The 17,161-nt window shown below is 48.9% G+C and carries 16 protein-coding genes; 6 read left to right on the top strand and 10 right to left on the bottom strand.

Annotation, left to right across the window (positions count from 1 at the left end; all coding sequences use genetic code 11):
• The first annotated feature begins 10 nt into the window (after positions 1–10).
• Complete coding sequence (locus tag ACYVBJ_RS18140) at positions 11–685, top strand: SDR family oxidoreductase (RefSeq protein WP_460983721.1); 675 nt, start codon at positions 11–13, stop codon at positions 683–685.
• Between the two features lie 129 nt (positions 686–814).
• Positions 815–1,729: an ROK family protein gene (locus ACYVBJ_RS18145; protein WP_460983722.1), complete on the top strand. Its 915-nt coding sequence runs from the start codon at positions 815–817 to the stop codon at positions 1,727–1,729.
• A gap of 67 nt (positions 1,730–1,796) precedes the next feature.
• Here the strand turns inward: ACYVBJ_RS18145 and murB are convergent, their stop codons facing one another.
• Entirely contained in the window at positions 1,797–2,822 is a 1,026-nt protein-coding gene (gene murB / locus ACYVBJ_RS18150) for a UDP-N-acetylmuramate dehydrogenase (protein WP_460983723.1), read from the bottom strand.
• Between the two features lie 120 nt (positions 2,823–2,942).
• Here murB and ACYVBJ_RS18155 point away from each other — a divergent pair, with 120 nt between their 5' ends.
• Positions 2,943–3,533 (top strand): SPOR domain-containing protein, encoded by a 591-nt coding sequence (locus ACYVBJ_RS18155; RefSeq protein ID WP_460983724.1) that lies wholly within the window; start codon positions 2,943–2,945, stop codon positions 3,531–3,533.
• A gap of 88 nt (positions 3,534–3,621) precedes the next feature.
• Positions 3,622–4,734, top strand: coding sequence for a GDP-mannose 4,6-dehydratase (gene gmd, locus ACYVBJ_RS18160; protein WP_460983725.1), 1,113 nt, complete (start codon positions 3,622–3,624; stop codon positions 4,732–4,734).
• 101 nt (positions 4,735–4,835) lie between these two features.
• Here the strand turns inward: gmd and ACYVBJ_RS18165 are convergent, their stop codons facing one another.
• The 5 genes from ACYVBJ_RS18165 to ACYVBJ_RS18185 form a co-directional block, all read right to left on the bottom strand.
• Complete coding sequence (locus tag ACYVBJ_RS18165; protein ID WP_460983726.1) at positions 4,836–6,383, bottom strand: Do family serine endopeptidase; 1,548 nt, start codon at positions 6,381–6,383, stop codon at positions 4,836–4,838.
• 209 nt (positions 6,384–6,592) lie between these two features.
• Positions 6,593–7,036, bottom strand: a complete 444-nt coding sequence (locus ACYVBJ_RS18170) for an Hsp20/alpha crystallin family protein (RefSeq protein ID WP_460983727.1) — start codon at positions 7,034–7,036, stop codon at positions 6,593–6,595.
• Between the two features lie 225 nt (positions 7,037–7,261).
• Positions 7,262–8,023: a ribonuclease III gene (gene rnc, locus ACYVBJ_RS18175; protein ID WP_460983728.1), complete on the bottom strand. Its 762-nt coding sequence runs from the start codon at positions 8,021–8,023 to the stop codon at positions 7,262–7,264.
• A gap of 3 nt (positions 8,024–8,026) precedes the next feature.
• A complete protein-coding gene (gene fabF, locus ACYVBJ_RS18180; RefSeq protein ID WP_460983729.1) occupies positions 8,027–9,277 on the bottom strand; it encodes a beta-ketoacyl-ACP synthase II in 1,251 nt (416 codons plus the stop codon).
• A gap of 219 nt (positions 9,278–9,496) precedes the next feature.
• On the bottom strand, positions 9,497–9,736 hold the full coding sequence (locus tag ACYVBJ_RS18185) for an acyl carrier protein (RefSeq protein ID WP_460977129.1): 240 nt from the start codon (positions 9,734–9,736) through the stop codon (positions 9,497–9,499).
• A 410-nt stretch (positions 9,737–10,146) separates the two neighbouring features.
• Between ACYVBJ_RS18185 and rhaT the strand changes: the two genes are divergently transcribed.
• Complete coding sequence (gene rhaT / locus ACYVBJ_RS18190; protein ID WP_460983730.1) at positions 10,147–11,181, top strand: L-rhamnose/proton symporter RhaT; 1,035 nt, start codon at positions 10,147–10,149, stop codon at positions 11,179–11,181.
• 36 nt (positions 11,182–11,217) lie between these two features.
• Here the strand turns inward: rhaT and ACYVBJ_RS18195 are convergent, their stop codons facing one another.
• From ACYVBJ_RS18195 to ACYVBJ_RS18205, 3 genes are all read right to left on the bottom strand, one after another.
• Positions 11,218–12,066, bottom strand: coding sequence for a TIGR01459 family HAD-type hydrolase (locus ACYVBJ_RS18195; protein ID WP_460983731.1), 849 nt, complete (start codon positions 12,064–12,066; stop codon positions 11,218–11,220).
• Between the two features lie 6 nt (positions 12,067–12,072).
• On the bottom strand, positions 12,073–13,113 hold the full coding sequence (locus tag ACYVBJ_RS18200; protein ID WP_460983841.1) for an aminoglycoside phosphotransferase/kinase family protein: 1,041 nt from the start codon (positions 13,111–13,113) through the stop codon (positions 12,073–12,075).
• Between the two features lie 103 nt (positions 13,114–13,216).
• Positions 13,217–14,575, bottom strand: a complete 1,359-nt coding sequence (locus tag ACYVBJ_RS18205) for a glutamine synthetase family protein (protein ID WP_460983732.1) — start codon at positions 14,573–14,575, stop codon at positions 13,217–13,219.
• 249 nt (positions 14,576–14,824) lie between these two features.
• On the opposite strand from ACYVBJ_RS18205, the gene ACYVBJ_RS18210 reads away from it, so the two are divergent.
• The gene (locus ACYVBJ_RS18210; protein WP_460983733.1) at positions 14,825–15,046 is read left to right on the top strand and encodes a hypothetical protein; all 222 of its coding nucleotides are present in this window, start codon (positions 14,825–14,827) and stop codon (positions 15,044–15,046) included.
• Positions 15,047–15,147: 101 nt separating this feature from the next.
• Here ACYVBJ_RS18210 and nadB read toward each other — a convergent pair whose 3' ends face one another.
• Positions 15,148–16,743, bottom strand: a complete 1,596-nt coding sequence (gene nadB, locus ACYVBJ_RS18215; protein ID WP_460983734.1) for an L-aspartate oxidase — start codon at positions 16,741–16,743, stop codon at positions 15,148–15,150.
• Between the last annotated feature and the right edge of the window lie 418 nt (positions 16,744–17,161).

Raw genomic sequence — 17,161 nt, forward strand, 5'->3', positions numbered from 1 at the left:
TTGTACAGCTATGAATCCATTAATTGTTGTTACGGGAGGTACTAAAGGCATCGGCCGGGCTATTGCTGACCGATTTGTAATGGGCGGATTTGACGCCGTCATCTGCGCCCGCTCCGTTGAGGATAGTCAAGGCCCCGGCCTGCTGCCGTTTGCTGCGGACTTGTCAACCCGCGCTGGCGTCGATTCGCTGATCGATTACGCTCGCTCACTTAACCGACCCGTCGACGTACTGGTCAACAATACCGGGATTTTTCAGCCTGGGCAGATTCACAACGAAGCCGAAGGTACATTCGAGCAGTTGATAAATACGAACGTAGCCAGCGCCTATCATCTGACTCGGGGTCTGGTAGGAAATATGATGAATCGGCGGCAGGGCCATATTTTCATGATGTGCTCGACGGCCAGTATTACGGCTTATACAAACGGAGGTTCGTACTGCATCTCCAAATACGCCCTGCTGGGCATGAGCCGGGTACTCCGGGAGGAGCTTAAACCTCACGGCGTAAAAGTAACGGCGATGTTGCCGGGCGCAACCCTGACGGCTAGCTGGGCCGGTACCGATCTGCCCGAAGATCGTTTCATGAAAGCCGAAGACGTAGCTGAGAGTGCCTGGGCCGCCTATACATTGTCGAAGAGCGCCGTTGTTGAAGAGATCTTGATTCGGCCTCAGCTGGGCGATATTTAGCTTGTAGTAAGGTTGTTACGTATTAGTCGACGGCATTTTATGCTCCGACTGGTTACTCTTTTGTATCTTGCGGCCCACTTCGTTCTTCCTACAGTATAAATCGCAACCACGTAATCGAATAGCAAGTACATGTCTTCTGTTGAGTATCTGGGTATTGACGTCGGCGGTACGAACGTCAAAATGGGTATTGTTGACGCCACGACCGGCAAAATTTCTAATTTTTACAGCCACGATACCATCAGCTGGCGCCAGTCGGGTCACTTCATTGAGCGCTTTGGTGATGCCGTTGCTCTGCAGTTATTAGCCAATAAAGACGTTAAACAGGTCGGCATTGGCCTGCCCGGCATGCTCAATCGAGAACGTACCGTTCCGCTCGAAATAACGGCAATTCCCGAGATCAACGGTTTGCCAATGGTTGATTTGCTGACCAAACGGTTTCCTGGTATTCAGTTCTTCCTGGAAAACGACGCCAATGCAGCCGCTTTGGGCGAGTACTACTTCGCCGAAGAAAAAATTACTGAGAATTATATATTTATTACGCTCGGAACGGGCGTAGGTGGAGCCGCGATCATTAACAAGCGGATCTTTACCGGTGGAGACGGCAACGCGATGGAGCCTGGGCATATTCCGTCACGCCACGGCCGCGTGCTGGAACGTAACATTGGCAAAAAAGAGCTTTTAGACCTCGCCAACCAGCGCCGGAGCGAATTCCAGGGCGAAACCCATCTGGCGGGTGATGGCAGTATTTCGACAACGGGCCTGGTTGCGGCTGCGGCTGAGGGAGACGAGCTTGCCCTGAAAATCTGGGGTGAAGTGGGTGAGATACTTGCCGAAGGGCTGGCTTCCCTGATTAAAATTCTGGATATCAAACAGGTGTTGATTGGCGGAGGACTATCGGCTTCGTTTGATTATATCCTGCCCGCGGTCAACGAAACGCTTGACTACTGGCTCAACCCCTATTACAAAAACGGTTTAAGCATCAAACGCGCAACGCTGGGTAATGACGCTGGTCTGCTTGGAGCCGCTTCGCTTTGTTTTGAGTAAGCTATACAAATTTTGAAGAAAAGGGCATGGGTGTTTATAGACCCCATGCCCTTTTCTTCAAAAGTCGTCAAACAATATTTACTTCCGGCGAAATCGTCACGCCAAATTTCTCCATTACCGAAGCCTGTACGGTTTGAGCCAGTGCCAGAATTTGTGGCCCGGTAGCCCCGCCGAAATTAACCAGCACCAGCGCCTGTTTAGCGTGAACGCCAGCGTCGCCGGTTCGATAGCCTTTCCAACCGGCCTGCTCAATTAGCCACCCCGCCGGAACTTTCACGACTCCATCAGTTATGGGATAGCCCGGCAAATTGGAATATTCGGCTTTTAAAGCCTCAAATTGAGCTGCTGGGATCTCAGGGTTCTTGAAGAAGCTGCCCGCATTCCCAATCTGGGCCGGATCAGGAAGTTTACTACGTCGGATGCGAATAACAGCCTCGCTAATGGCTTTAATTGATAGGGTATCGTCTGTGACTCCCATCTCGGTGAGTGTTTCCTGAATGGCTCCGTAACGCGTGTGAAAAATGGGTTGCTTATTGAGCTGAAACGTTACGCTGGTAATGATGTATTGACCTTTCAGCGCCCGTTTAAATATGCTTTCCCGATAGCCGAAAGCGCAATCTGCATGCAGAAAAGTTTGTTGTTGGCCCGTGTGTACGTTCACGGCAGTTAACGATTCAAATACCTGCTCTAGTTCGACGCCGTAAGCGCCTATGTTCTGCATCGGAGCCGCCCCCACGGTACCGGGTATCAGCGACAGGTTTTCTACGCCGGCATACCCGCGCTCAACGCAAAACATGACGAATTTATGCCAGTTGACCCCCGCACCCGCCCGGACAAAAACATGCGTATCGTCTTCTCGAACAAGTTCAATACCCTGGATGTCCATTTTTACGACCAGCCCGTCGAAATTATGACACAAGAGAACATTACTTCCTCCGCCGAGTATTAGTTTGGGAGTATCAATGAAATCGGTTAGCTGAAGCAGGGTTTGTAAATCGTCTTCGTGACAAACATCGACCCAGTACCGCGCATCGGCATCAATCCCAAACGTATTGTAGGGTTTGAGCGACACATGGCTTTGTATATTTAACATGTGTTGTTTGTAGTATTGCTCAAAATTAACCAAAATACCGAACGGCTGAACGCGTTCGGTAACTGGCTTCACTATAGAATTAACAAATTGGTTATTTTTACCAACTCATTTCTTTTTGCTATGCGCTACGAATTTGGTGGAGTGATTTTGGTGGCTTCTCTGCTGGTGGGGTGTGCAACCAGTCGGCCCGCTGCAACGAGCCGATCGTCGGTTGATTACAATAGCTATAACGAAGATCTGGCTTCAGTACGTCCGGTTTACGGAACCACAAAACCGGCTACTTCATCGACTCCAGCACGGCCCTCAACACCTGTACCGTCTGCGCCCGCGACCGTAACGCCCCGGAAGACAGAACCCCGGAAGACTACCGGCCCTGTCGAGGCCTTGCACGTAAACCGTCGGCTGGATTTGGTACTTGACACGATTGCTACGAAAAACCGATCGATTCGTTACGCTCCTGGTTTTCGCATTCAGATATATGTGGGCAATCAACGTCAGGAGGCTGACGCGGCCAAACTGCTGATCTATCAGAATTACCCCGAATTAAGCCCATATTTAAGCTATAACCAGCCTACGTATAAGCTCAAAGTAGGCGATTTCATGCGCCGAATGGACGCCGAACGCTATTACGCATCCATCCGGCGGTTGATTACTTCAGCGCAGTTACAGCCTGATAAAGTTGATGTTAGACGAAGCCTGTTAATAAGATAAGTTATATACTATAAGCAAATTTAACCTCCTTAGGCTACCTTTGATAGTTTTTGTACTATTGGGCATTGGTCTATAAACCGTTAGCGGTATGAAGAAAGCGTTAATTACCGGGATTACCGGTCAAGATGGAGCCTATCTGGCCGAGTTGTTATTGGAGAAGGGATATGAGGTACATGGTATCAAACGCCGTAGTTCGCTGTTTAACACGCAACGGGTTGATCACATGTATGAGGACCCCCATGAGAAAAACGTTCGTTTCAAACTTCACTACGGTGATCTGTCTGACTCAACGAATGTGATTCGGATTATTCAGGAGACTCAGCCCGATGAGATCTATAACCTCGGTGCTATGTCGCACGTTCGGGTTAGTTTCGACGAACCGGAATATACGGCGCAGGTAGATGGTATTGGAACGCTGCGGATTCTGGAAGCTGTCCGGCTGCTAGGCCTGACCGAAAAAACCCGCATTTACCAGGCATCAACGTCGGAGCTTTATGGCGGTGTGCAGGGACATGCTCAATCAGAAACGACTCCGTTTTACCCACGCTCTCCCTACGCTGTAGCCAAGTTATATGGTTATTGGATTACCGTTAACTACCGTGAGGCCTACAACATGTATGCGTGTAACGGTATTCTTTTCAACCACGAATCTCCGTTACGTGGCGAAACGTTCGTAACCCGTAAGATTACCCGTGCGGTATCCCGTATCGCCCTGGGCTTACAGGATAAGGTGTACTTAGGAAACCTGGATTCGCTGCGTGACTGGGGCCATGCCAAGGATTACGTGGAAGCTATGTACTTGATTCTACAACAGGAAAAGCCCGATGATTTTGTCATTGCTACGGGCGTTACGACCAGCGTTCGCGATTTTGTTCGCATGTCATTTGCAGAAATTGGCGTAGAACTGGCCTTTAAAGGCGAAGGCGCGTCGGAAGTAGGAACGGTAGTGAGTTCTACAAATCCTGATTTCCCGGTAGAGGTTGGTAAGGAGGTCGTTTGCATCGATCCGCGTTATTTCCGCCCGACGGAGGTTGATCTGCTTCTTGGCGACCCAACCAAAGCGATGACGAAACTGAACTGGAAGCCAAAGTACGATCTGCCTGCTCTTGTGAAAGATATGATGACCGCCGATATTGAACTGTTCCGTCGCGATCAGCTTTTGGCACAAAGCGGCCACCCCGTGCTGAATTACTACGAATAGTCTACCGATACGTACTAGTTAGTTCTTTATATACCTATAAACAAGAAACCCGCCTGATTGGCGGGTTTCTTGTTTATGAACTGCGCTGTTAAATCTGCCTATTAAACAGGAACCGCGTAGTAGTACATGCGCGAACTGTTCGGATACATGCCAATCAGCATCAGGCCTTCGCCTTCTTTTACCGAAGACATGATCGTTTGAAGGTCTTTGGTCGTTTTGACGTTCTTGCCATTCGCTTTGACGATGATGAAACCTTCTTCGATGTCGGTTTCGGCAAGTTTACCATCTACGATTTTCTTCACCCGAACACCACCGCTGATACCTAGTTGTTTCGCATCCTGAGCGCTGAGTTCTTCGAAGTCAGCACCTAATGTTTTTAACGTCGTATTCGCTGCGGTTACGTCGGTTTTCTTGATCACATCACGGCCACCGTTCCGGTTACGTAATTCTACTTTAAAATCACGCTCGCTACCGTCGCGGTTTACCGTTACGGTCACCGCATCACCTGGACGACGACGGCCAATGATTTCCCGCATCTGAGCATCCGAATCAAGTGGCTGACCTTCCATCTTCACGATCACGTCACCTTTCTTCAAACCAGCGGCCTGAGCGGCACCGTTTTCTACTACGCTTTCCACATAGATACCGCGGCCTACTTTAGCACCTTTCTCTTTAGCAACCGTGCTGTTTAATTCGATAGGCAGAATGCCCAGGTAGCCGCGTTGTACGTTACCATATTTGAGCAGGTCAGCCGATACCTTCTTCACGAGCGATACAGGTACTGCGAAGCCATAACCGCTGTAGAAACCAGTTTGTGAGGCAATGGCAGAGTTAATGCCAACTAACTCACCACGCAGGTTTACGAGCGCACCGCCGGAGTTACCAGGGTTGATAGCCGCATCCGTTTGGATAAAAGCTTCTACAGGCGTATCCGTTTGTTTATTGTCAGTATTGCTTTGCTGACCTTGTCGGCGCGCAAAATCCTGATCCAGAATACCGATCCGACGGCCTTTTGCACTAACGATACCCGCCGTTACGGTCGATTCAAGATCCAATGGATAACCAACGGCCAAAACCCATTCGCCTAGCTTCAGAGCGTCAGAATCGCCCAGAGTGATAGCAGGCAGGTTATTAGCCTCAACTTTAATTACGGCCAGATCCGTCAGTGGATCGGTGCCAATCACTTTGGCTTTCAGGCTGCGTTTATCGGTCATAATAACCTCAACCTCATCGGCGTCCTGTACTACGTGATTGTTCGTAATAATATAACCGTCTTTGCTAATGATTACGCCCGAACCGGACGCCTGTCCCTGCTGACGCCGTGGGCGGCTTTGGCCACCACCGAAATCGTCGCCGAAGAACTCCCGGAATATATCAGGAACCTGCTGCTGACGGACAGTCCGCGTGATGGTCGTACGAATATGCACGACAGTTGGCGTAACGGCCTCAGCGGCCGTAGAGAAGTCATTAGAACCGGGAGCCCCTGAGCCACCCGTTAAGGCTGCCAGACGGCCAGTAATCGTCGGTGCTGGCGACGACTCGTTGAACACCACATCCCGCTTGTTAAAGCCTAATAGGTTGTAAGCGGCCAGCGTTACGACGCTCGATAAGAGTGCCATCAACGCCAATAATTTCCAGTTACTTTTCATAGTTAAATGGGAAAAATCAGATTGCTGTCTTTTTGTATTGAACGGCGACTTTGTGTCTGCCAATATAACGGAAAGAAACGCTTTATAAATCCGGTGTGTGTCCGTCCTTAACAAAATTTAACAAGCCTTTGTTAGGTGGTTTTTTAAAAGCCGGAAGCCCGTAGCATTTACTATACGGGCTTCCGTTTTCTGATACAAACGGTCAGCGATTAACCTCCAATCTCGATTTGACGGGGCGGTTTCACTTTAGCTTCTTCGCGCTTCGGCAAATTGATAGTCAGAACGCCATCGTTATAAGAAGCCTGGATCGCATCAGCGTCTACCGAGCCGGGTAACGTGAACGTACGCTGGAACGATGAATAGCTAAATTCACGGCGTGTGTACTTCTCCATGCTTTTCTCCTGCTCTTCTTTCTGTGTTTCCTGATAGGCCGAAATAGTCAGGTTAGTATGGTTAAGACTCAACTTAAAATTTTCTTTCTTTAAGCCTGGAGCCGCCACCTCAATCCGGAAGCCATCACTGTGTTCAACCACATTTACGGCCGGTACGTTGTACATCGCGGCCGTAGCAGGATTGAAAAAGTCGTTGATGTCGCGACCAAAAAAATTCTCAATCAATGATGGGATGTTGTTAGAACGCATTACCGAATTCATAACTGTATGTTGGTTAACGTTAAGAAAAAGAGTTAATAGGTTTTGATTACTCTTTTTTCAATTTCCATACCAGCCCATTACTTGGATATGATTAAGACAATATGTCATTAATGCATATCCTCTTTATCCTTAAAGCTGACATATAGGCATGTACTAAAATACCCTGCTATGACAATTACAGCAGGGTATTTTAGTATGTATCAGTTTCTGTCAGGTTACTACGGATTACACAGAGGCAATCAATTCCAGGGCTTTTTCGGCTGCGGCCTGCTCTGCTTTCTTTTTGCTGTAACCGCTACCCGTTGCAAAGGGCTCCTCACCAACCATGACCTGCGCTATAAACTCGCGGAAATGGCTGTTACCTTTCTCAGATACAATTTCAAAACGGATTTCTTTGCCTTCGCGCTGGGCCCACTCAATTAAACGGCTTTTGAAATTAGCGTTATTCTGAACGACGGAATCAATGTCATAATGAGCTAACAGGTCTTTTAAGATAAACCGCCGGGAAAAGCTGAATCCTTTGTCCAGATAAACTGCGCCAACAAGCGCTTCCAGGGCATCGCCGTACATAGAGGTACGGGCCGGAAGGCTACGGGTACGGCTACCGTCGAATTCAATCAGTTGATCGAGGCCAATCTTCCGTGCTATACCGTTCAAGGTTTCTCGATTAACGATACGGGAGCGAATTTCTGTCAGAAAGCCTTCGTCTTTATACGGATACTTCTTGAAAAGAAATTCAGCAATCACCATGCCCAACACAGCATCGCCTAAATACTCCAGCCGCTCGTTCGATTCACGAAAGCCTTCAATAGCGGTTGCTTTAGAAGCAGATGTGTGCCGAAGCGCCAGTTGATAAAGCCCTAAATTTGACGGGCGTGCACCAATGATGTGCGCAATGGATCGACGAAGGTTTTTGCGTGGATCAGCGCTACTGGACCGAAACCAGTCGAGAGGATTAAATAGACTACGGGGCAGAGCGAGTTGCACGGCTCAGCTAAGTTTACGGAAGATTACAATAGCGTTGTGCCCTCCGAATCCGAACGCGTTGCTCATTACGGTCGTCATTGGACGGGTCTGAGCCGTATTGAACGTAAGATTGAAGCGCGAATCAATGTCTTCGTCTGCAGTGAAGTGATTGATGGTAGGAGGCACCAGCTGATGTTCAATGGCTTTGATACAAGCGATGGCTTCAACTGCCCCCGCTGCACCCAGCAAGTGGCCGGTCATCGATTTGGTAGAGCTAATATTCATCTTGAACGAATGCTCACCGAACAACTGATGAATGGCTTTAAGTTCCTGTGGATCACCGATTGGCGTTGATGTTCCGTGGGTGTTAATGTAGTCAATTTCGGTTGGCTCAATACCGGCATCGTTCAGCGCGTCCTGCATGCCCAGGAAAGCGCCTAGCCCGTCGGGGTGGGGAGCTGTGATGTGATAAGCGTCCGAAGACATACCGCCCCCGATAAGTTCAGCGTAGATTTTGGCACCCCGAGCCTGAGCATGTTCGTAGTCTTCCAGAATCAGGGCTCCTGCGCCTTCACCCAATACAAAGCCGTCACGGTCTTTATCGTACGGCCGTGAGGCTGTTTCTGGCGAATCGTTACGTTCCGACAGGGCACGGTTCGCGTTGAAACCACCAATGCCTGCTCGTGTAACAGCGGCTTCTGAACCGCCCACCACACACATTGTCATCCGGCCTAACCGGATGTAGTTGAACGCGTCGATAATGGCGTTGTTGGTAGAGGCACAAGCCGAAACGGTGACGTAGTTTGTGCCCCGAAACCCATAGCGCATGGAAATCTGGCCCGATGCGCTATCGGCGATCATCCGAACGATGAAGAACGGATTAATTCGAGGGGTGCCGTCACCTTTGGCGTAGTCGATCATCTCGTCTTCAAACGATTTGAGACCGCCAATTCCTGACCCCCAGATAACACCTACTTTATTTTTGTCAATGGTATCGAGGTTAATCCCCGAGTCCTGAACAGCTTCGTCAGTGGCAATTAACGCATAATGGGTAAACGTATCCATTTTGCGGGCTTCCTGACGGGGAATGTACTGCGTTACGTCTAAGCCTTTCACTTCGCAGGCGAAGCGTGTCCGAAACTTACTGGCGTCAAACTTCGTGATCGGCCCCGCTCCGCTTACACCAGCGGCAAGGTTGTTCCAATAGGTAGATACATCATTGCCAATCGGCGTCAGGGCACCGAGACCGGTCACTACTACTCGTTTGATTGTCATACAGATAAACTGCGTGATGAAAAAAGAAAAGCAACGCCGAAGCTTGAATTCCGGCGTTGTCTTTTAGTGTGTTTGAGAGTTCTGTTGGCTTTTACGTACAACAGCAAAGGCTAAACGTATAACTGGTCTCTGTTGAGAGAGAAACGCATACGACACGTTCGTACCCTACTCTACAAATACTATTTAATAAAAATTACTGAAGGTAGTAAACGTAAACGCTTACTTACCGCTGTTTCTTTCAAGGTAATCAATTGCCATGCCGACGGTCGTGATTTTTTCAGCCTCGTCGTCTGGGATTGGCAAATTGAATTCCTTTTCAAATTCCATGATTAACTCTACCGTGTCAAGCGAGTCAGCACCCAGATCGTTCGTGAAGCTGGCCTCTGGCGTTACTTCTGACTCTTCAACGCCTAATTTCTCGACAATGATATTCTTAACTTTTTGTGCAATTTCCGACATTTTCGTAGTCCGTTGGGGTTAAAAAACTGCGCAAAGAAAGGGATTTACCTTTGTATTGTCAAACAATTTTTTGCGGGTAAAACCGTTGGAATATGTTGCTAATTCAGGATTAAGTAATTGATAATTAATAAATTATCAACAAATATCATTTGTATATAGTGTTAATAGGAATTGTAGTGTATATGTGCTGCGGCTAATCTTAAGACCTGAAAGTGGCTTCTTTCAGCCTTGCTCAATCCCCATAAACGTATATACAAACCCTGTAAAATAGACAGAGACATTTCAACTATAGAGACTTGATAAAGTTTAAAATTTTATACGGACAAGTCAATTTTATAGGAAGGTATGGGTAAGTAATGTACCAGAGCGGGCTTTAGTTTGTTAGTTGAACTACTGGCTACGTTACTCTAATGGCAGTTATTTGGGGAGTTGTTTTACACGCCATCGGCGGGTTTGCATCAGGCAGTTTTTACTTACCATACCGTAAGGTGAAAGGCTGGGCCTGGGAAAGTTACTGGCTCGTGGGCGGGCTGTTTTCCTGGGTCGTAGCCCCCTGGTTACTAGGTTATCTTACTGTCCCGAATTTAGGACAGGTGCTGGCTGAGTCTCCTACCGAAACACTGCTCTGGGCTTATTTTTGGGGTGTTCTCTGGGGTACCGGCGGCTTGACGTTTGGACTGGCCATGCGCTACCTCGGGCTGTCGCTCGGAATGGCCGTTGTTCTTGGCCTATGTGCCGTTTTCGGTACGTTGGTGCCCCCAATCTGGGCAGGACAATTCAGCCAGTTGATCAGCACTACGTCGGGTCAGGTCATTATGGCTGGCTTAGCCGTTTGCGTAATCGGAATTTGCATTTGTGGCGTAGCCGGTATGATGAAAGAGAAAAGTCTGCCCGAGGCCGAAAAGAAAGCGACTATTGCCGAGTTCGATCTTAAAAAAGGCTTTTTTGTAGCCGTATTTTCGGGCGTGATGAGCGCTTGTTTCTCCTTCGGGCTAACCGCTGGGCAGCCCATTGCCGAACTCGCAGTTCGGTACGGTACTGATCCATTGTATATGAATAATGCCGCCTTGGTCATTATTCTGCTCGGTGGCCTTACTACTAACGCCATCTGGGCGATTTATCTGAATATTCGGAATCGTACATATACCGATTATACGAACGTTTCGGCACCTATTTTAGGGAACGTTCTATTTTGTGCCATAGCCGGCGTTACGTGGTATTTTCAGTTCTTTTTTTATGGAATGGGCGACAGCAAAATGGGCGAATACCGCTTTTCGGGATGGACACTGCACATGGCCTTTATTATCGCGTTCAGTAGCTTCTGGGGGCTCTATTTACACGAATGGCGCGGGGCTAATCAGCGCACCATGCGCACCATAACGATTGGCATTCTTACCGTAGTGCTGTCGTCAGTCATTGTGGGTATTGGCAACTACCTGGCTTGATGGTTCGCCATCCCATCTACTCAGCTTATGAAGGTATTAAATCACAATCGACTCGCAGACGTAGGTCGGTATGATACCAGTCGCCTGAATACGTAGTTCAGCCTCGTGACTGGCTGTATTTCCTGTGAGTACCAATACCGTATCGAGACCAAACTTGTTGCCGCCCGATATATCAGAACGAAGCGTATCACCGACCATGACTGTGTTTCGCTTGCTGGCCGTGGGCAGTAAGTCTTGTACACGCTCATAGGCAAACATAAACAGCTGGGCGTCGGGTTTGCCGAAGCGGATAAACTGCTTTCCCACAATCGATTCGAGCATGTCGGCGATGCTGCCGATGGCAACAGCCAGCCGGTTCTTGGATACGGGATACGTAGCGTCGGTGTTTGCCACAATAACCGGAATGTTACGTCTTCGCAACAGATTAACGGCTTTGTTAATGTCTGTATTCCAGTCAAACCCTTCGTCGTCGAGGAGTACAAGGGCGTTCACTTCGCCGATGTTTTCTAACGTCAGCTCGCTGATTGAAAGTGTTTTAAGTCCCGCCGATTCAATGTAGTGCGCTGAGTTCTCGGTACCCAGGTATGCTACTGTGCCGTGGTCAACTTTTAATTGCAGGTATTCGCGCGCTAACATACCTGACGAAATAATCATATCAGCCGTGATGTCGGTTAACCCAAGCCGCCAGTAGGATTCAGCCAGTTGCTGCGGACTACGTGACGCATCGTTAGTCAGGATAAACACCAGTTTACCTTGCTCGCGCAAGTAGGTAAACGTATCGACAACGCCCGGAATCAATCCTTTGTAATTTTTTAAAACGCCAAACGCATCGAAGAAAAAGACCTGGTACCGGTCGGCAATCGTAGCAAAAGTTTCAAGCTGCATCAGGTCTTACAAGTTAAGATGGCGTAATAATTTGTCGGCGTCAAACCGTTCGACGGAAGGAAAATACGTTTCATAAGCCTCCCGCTGAAGCTTAGTGGCGTAGGTGCGGTGGAAGAAATACCGACCGTATTTAATGACGTAGTTGAGAATAAAAAACCGGTACGCTTCGGGCAGAAATCGAATCTCACGCTCAGTCAGTGGATACACTTTGTGGTACTCTTCCAAAAACCAGCCGAAGCGTTCTTCCATAAGCGGGCCAATCACGTAGCTGAATACGGTCCGATCGCCTACATCGGAGCACACACGGCTGAAAAAATAAAAATCCATGACGCGGTAACTGATCCTGAACCAATCGTAATCCCAGCGCGAGAACAGGTGCAAATCGTCGGTAACGGAGAAATTACCGATATTCCAGTCGACGAAAACCGGCATTGTCTCAACCACTTTGGCAACTAACTTTTGCCGGTTTTCGAGAAACAAATGGCACTGACGTCGCAATTCCGCTACGTGTAAACGGTGTTCAAACTTACCTGCTTCTGTATCGAGCAAATCGATCAGGCCCTGAATATCCGAGCGGAGCGTTTTGGCGTATTTGGGCAACACGGTGCTGGCGCGGGCACACGCCAGATGAAACCGGGCAACTTCGGCACCGAGCTTCCGGATATGCTCTTCGTCGAGTCGGCGGGGCAGCCGGTTCTGGGTGCGGATCGGGTTGTAGAAAACTACCCAGGCATCAATGGGGCCTTCCTGATAACGATACGTAAAGACTTGCCCATTTTTCGACAACGAACGGGCCAGCACATTCTCAAACGGATAAAGCAGGTTGTTGGCCAGCGCCTGAATAATGCGGTGATCGTCGCGGAAGTGTTCGAACTTACCAAAATAGGACAGCTTCGCAATCACCCGGCCCCCGTTGTCTAATGTTAATCGAAAGACGTGGTTCGTGGAAACGCGGGCGCTGATGTCCTCGACAGTCTGCACCGTCTGAGTTGGGTCGTAAGCGGCCCAGGCCTGCCGGACTATAGTTGAGTAATCAATTAAACGCATTGTTGTCGTTGCCATTGAAGGGCATGTATAGTCGTTTGGTGTCATTCATGATCCATAACAAGGCATGACGCCTGATGACTGCAATGACTACTCGATGACGGGTTTATATGATTTCGAAATAACGTTTCAACTCCCAGTCACTAACCTGTTTAGCGTACTGCCGCCACTCCCAGTCGCGAGTGCGGGTGAAATGGTCAACAAACTCAGTTCCGAAGAGTTCTGCCGCGATAGACGAATTCGCCATAATGTGCGTTGCTTCGCCCAGATTAGCCGGAATCACACCATGCTGCTTATCCGCGTACCCATTACCAACGGAGGGCGGAATATCCAAAGACAATCTGTGGCGAATACCATATAGACCCGACGCTAACGCGGCTGCAATTGCCAGGTAAGGATTCGTGTCGGACCCCGATACGCGGTGTTCAACACGCGTGTATGCTTCTTTATGGTTTAATACACGTATGGCCGTCGTTCGATTGTCAATTGACCACGTAACGGTTGTGGGAGCCCAGGCTCCTTCAACCAGACGCTTGTAGCTATTGATGGTCGGGGCAAACATAGGCGTAATGTGAGGTAGACAATATAACTGACCAGCTATGTACTGCTTCATCAATTCGCTCATACGGTCAGGCTGCGACGGATCGAAAAATAAGTTTTTTGTCTGATCGGCGTTCCAAAGACTTTGGTGAATATGTCCGCTACATCCAGGTAAATCGGCGTTCCACTTCGCCATGAACGTAGCGATGAGGTTATGGCGATACGCTATTTCTTTAACCGCCGTTTTGAAGAGCACCGCTTTATCAGCCGCCCGAATCACCTCGTCGTGCAAAATAGCGGCTTCGTAAACGCCCGGCCCCGTTTCCGTATGAAGGCCCTCTAAGGCTACGTCAAACTGACCGAGCAAATCAAAAAGATCCTGATTAAAGCTGCTTTCCAGCGATGGCCGCAGGATGGAGTACCCAAACATGCCGGGCGTCAGCGGCTCCAGTTGCTGAAACGCTTTCTGCTGTAAGCTCAGTGGCGTTTCGCGAAAGTTGAACCACTCAAACTCTTGGGCAAATTCAGGATGGAATCCCAGATCATGACACTGGGCGGCTACTCGTTTCAGCAACGAACGCGGGCAAGCAGGAAGCGCATCGGCATCAGGACGACTGAAATCGGCCAGAAAAAAAGGCATGTTGTCTTCCCAGGGCAACTGCCGGAAGGTAGACAAGTCAATGCGGACCGGCGTGTCGGGGTAACCTGAGTGCCAGCCTGTTGTCTGCCCGTTGTCGTAAAGCGTATCGGTCATGTCCCAGCCCCAGACAACATCGCAAAAACCGAAACCATCGTCCAGACCGTCTAAAAACTTTTGTCGACTAATGATTTTGCCGCGCAGGACGCCGTCGATGTCCGCAAACGCAAATTTAATTTTTGAACTGTCGCTCTGCTTAATAAAGTCAATGACGGCTTGCTGGTCCATAGTTTACGCGGATAAATGGTTCTCGGGCCAAATGGGCGGGCAAAGCTAGTTATTCTTGTCCGAACAGACGAAACTTACCCGGGCTACGCTCGCTAAATTCTATCACGGACAGATTTGCAGACAAATGGCGTTTGGTATGACTGATATACGTAAAGGACTGGAGTCAGCTCTTCAACGCAATATTCTCGGGGGCTAGACAAAATGAACCATAGATTTTAACGGCTTTAGCAACTTCCCTTCAATAGAATCATGAAACTAAGAATTGGTAAACTAACCCTGAACCGCTCGGCGCTGATGAAACTGGCGTTCGCGTGTTTCCTGATCGGAATTCATATCGGCGTAACTATCGCAGCACACGAGGACGGAAAACAAAGCTCGTTTCTGCCCTTTATGGCACTTTATATTGTGGTGATTCCCGCTATTCTCTGGAGCGTAAAGAAGGATGTAGACGCAGAAAAGACGGAGAGCTAATTCCCGCGCCTGCCCGCTACTGTAACGTACTGGAAACACCAGATAGTGATATAAATAAGCCCAACTCGGTCGTTGGGCTTATTTATTGGCAGCAAAACCGGTTAATGAACCGACTTTACATTATCCAGGTTGAAATGTAATCCTCGATTGTCGCGTCGGGACATAGCCGCCTTAATTACCAGATACGCGACCTCGATCATGTTACGTAGCTCGCAGATACGTACCGAAACTTTCGACTGACGATAAAGCTCTTCGTGTTCGAGATAAAGCAGTTCCAGCCGGTCCATCGCTCGTTTCAGACGCCGGTTCGAGCGGACAATGCCTACGTAGTTCGACATAATAGCTTCCAGCTCCCGCTGAATTTCGGTGACCAGAATCAACTCCTCCGGGTGTGTCGTACCCGCATCGTTCCAGTCGGGGATATTGTCTGGTACAGCAGACTCACCAAGATTTTCCACAGTTTTTAAATAAGCGCGGTGCCCGAATACGACCGCTTCGAGTAAGGAGTTGGAGGCTAACCGATTGGCCCCGTGCAGGCCGGTGCAGGAACACTCACCTACAGCGTATAAGTAATGGATATTCGTTTGACCCCACTCGTTCACCCGAACGCCCCCACACATATAATGCTGCGCCGGAACAACTGGGATATAATCTTTTCGTAAATCAAGTCCGTACTGATCACGGCAGTAGGCAGTAATATTCGGAAAATGCTCGACAAAACGCTCGTAATCCACATGCGTTACGTCGATATAAACGTGTGGATCGCCCGATTTCTTCATCTCCGAGTCAATGGCACGAGCCACAATATCGCGCGGTGCCAGCGATAATCGGGAGTCATAGTTTTCCATGAAGGTTTCGCCCTTCATGTTCTTCAACACGCCACCAAAGCCGCGTACCGCTTCCGAAATCAGAAAATTCGGCTTTTTGTCGGGTTCGTATAATGCCGTCGGGTGGAATTGGATAAACTCCATATCCTTGCAGATACCCTTGGCTCGGTACGCCATCGCAATGCCATCACCGGTGGCAATGCTCGGGTTGGTCGTGTTCTGATAGACGTTGCCAATGCCGCCGGTAGCTAAGAGCGTCGTCTTAGCCAGAAACTTCTCAACCTGCCCCGTTTGTGTATTTAATACGTAAGCGCCGTAGCACACATTGTCGGTATCGTAGCGGTGAACGGTTTCGCCCAGATGGTGGCGTGTGATCAGTTCGACAGCGTAGAAATGCGTGAAAATTTCAATGCCAGGCAGTGAGCGTGCTTTTTCGAGTAAAGCCCGTTCAATTTCTGCCCCGGTTATATCTTTGAAGTGCAGAATGCGATAGTCGGAGTGGCCCCCTTCTTTGGCCAAGTCATAATCTGTGCCCCCGTGTTCCTTATCAAATCGGGTTCCGTAGTCGATTAGCTCACGAATCCGGCCGGGCCCTTCGTTCACGACAATCTCGACGATATGACGGTCGCTCAGGAAGTCGCCCGCAACCATCGTGTCTTCGATATGCTTCTCGAACGAATCGTCTTCCGACCATACGGCGGCAATACCGCCCTGGGCGTATTTCGTATTCGTTTCATCGGCCTGAACTTTGGTAATGATGCCAATGCGAACCGGTTGTTGCTGGCCTTCAAAATGCATCGCCAGCTTAGTGGCGTAGCTAAGGCCCGCAATGCCGGAGCCTATGACTAAGAAATCGAATTGGTGGGGCATTTTTACATTATCGACTCCACAATACCTTTACAGGATAGAATGGAAAGTTAGTGTCTTTACTGACGACGATACAATTTTCTACTAATGCCTGAGCAAGGATAATTCGGTCAAACGGATCTTTATGGTGAAAAGGCAAAGTCTCAACGTTTAACGGCTATTTCCCAGATGCTGGTTGTGCTTACGTGCAGGTTGTTAGCCGGGTTCTTTAAAGGAGTTAGAGTCGCTGCTGGTAGTACGGATTCGTCGCCAAGCAACCACAAAAGCGTATGGGTATCTACTATATAACGCATCCTTACATCATCGTCAAGGGGCGCGTCAAAGTCATCCGTTATATAGGTAACTAGGTTCTTTAACGCTACAAATTGCCTTTCCCGAATGTTACTATTAGATTGAGCAGTCTCCGATTCGAGCGCATTTT

Source organism: Spirosoma fluminis (assembly GCF_054778895.1).

Excerpts from the sequence above, each read along its gene's own strand:
- ACYVBJ_RS18140 (WP_460983721.1), top strand. The coding sequence starts at position 11 with ATGAATCCATTAATTGTTGTTACGGGAGGTACTAAAGGCATCGGCCGG.
- ACYVBJ_RS18145 (WP_460983722.1), top strand. The coding sequence starts at position 815 with ATGTCTTCTGTTGAGTATCTGGGTATTGACGTCGGCGGTACGAACGTC.
- murB (WP_460983723.1), bottom strand. The coding sequence starts at position 2,822 with ATGTTAAATATACAAAGCCATGTGTCGCTCAAACCCTACAATACGTTT.
- ACYVBJ_RS18155 (WP_460983724.1), top strand. The coding sequence starts at position 2,943 with ATGCGCTACGAATTTGGTGGAGTGATTTTGGTGGCTTCTCTGCTGGTG.
- gmd (WP_460983725.1), top strand. The coding sequence starts at position 3,622 with ATGAAGAAAGCGTTAATTACCGGGATTACCGGTCAAGATGGAGCCTAT.
- ACYVBJ_RS18165 (WP_460983726.1), bottom strand. The coding sequence starts at position 6,383 with ATGAAAAGTAACTGGAAATTATTGGCGTTGATGGCACTCTTATCGAGC.
- ACYVBJ_RS18170 (WP_460983727.1), bottom strand. The coding sequence starts at position 7,036 with ATGAATTCGGTAATGCGTTCTAACAACATCCCATCATTGATTGAGAAT.
- fabF (WP_460983729.1), bottom strand. The coding sequence starts at position 9,277 with ATGACAATCAAACGAGTAGTAGTGACCGGTCTCGGTGCCCTGACGCCG.
- ACYVBJ_RS18185 (WP_460977129.1), bottom strand. The coding sequence starts at position 9,736 with ATGTCGGAAATTGCACAAAAAGTTAAGAATATCATTGTCGAGAAATTA.
- rhaT (WP_460983730.1), top strand. The coding sequence starts at position 10,147 with ATGGCAGTTATTTGGGGAGTTGTTTTACACGCCATCGGCGGGTTTGCA.
- ACYVBJ_RS18195 (WP_460983731.1), bottom strand. The coding sequence starts at position 12,066 with ATGCAGCTTGAAACTTTTGCTACGATTGCCGACCGGTACCAGGTCTTT.
- ACYVBJ_RS18200 (WP_460983841.1), bottom strand. The coding sequence starts at position 13,113 with ATGCGTTTAATTGATTACTCAACTATAGTCCGGCAGGCCTGGGCCGCT.
- ACYVBJ_RS18205 (WP_460983732.1), bottom strand. The coding sequence starts at position 14,575 with ATGGACCAGCAAGCCGTCATTGACTTTATTAAGCAGAGCGACAGTTCA.
- ACYVBJ_RS18210 (WP_460983733.1), top strand. The coding sequence starts at position 14,825 with ATGAAACTAAGAATTGGTAAACTAACCCTGAACCGCTCGGCGCTGATG.
- nadB (WP_460983734.1), bottom strand. The coding sequence starts at position 16,743 with ATGCCCCACCAATTCGATTTCTTAGTCATAGGCTCCGGCATTGCGGGC.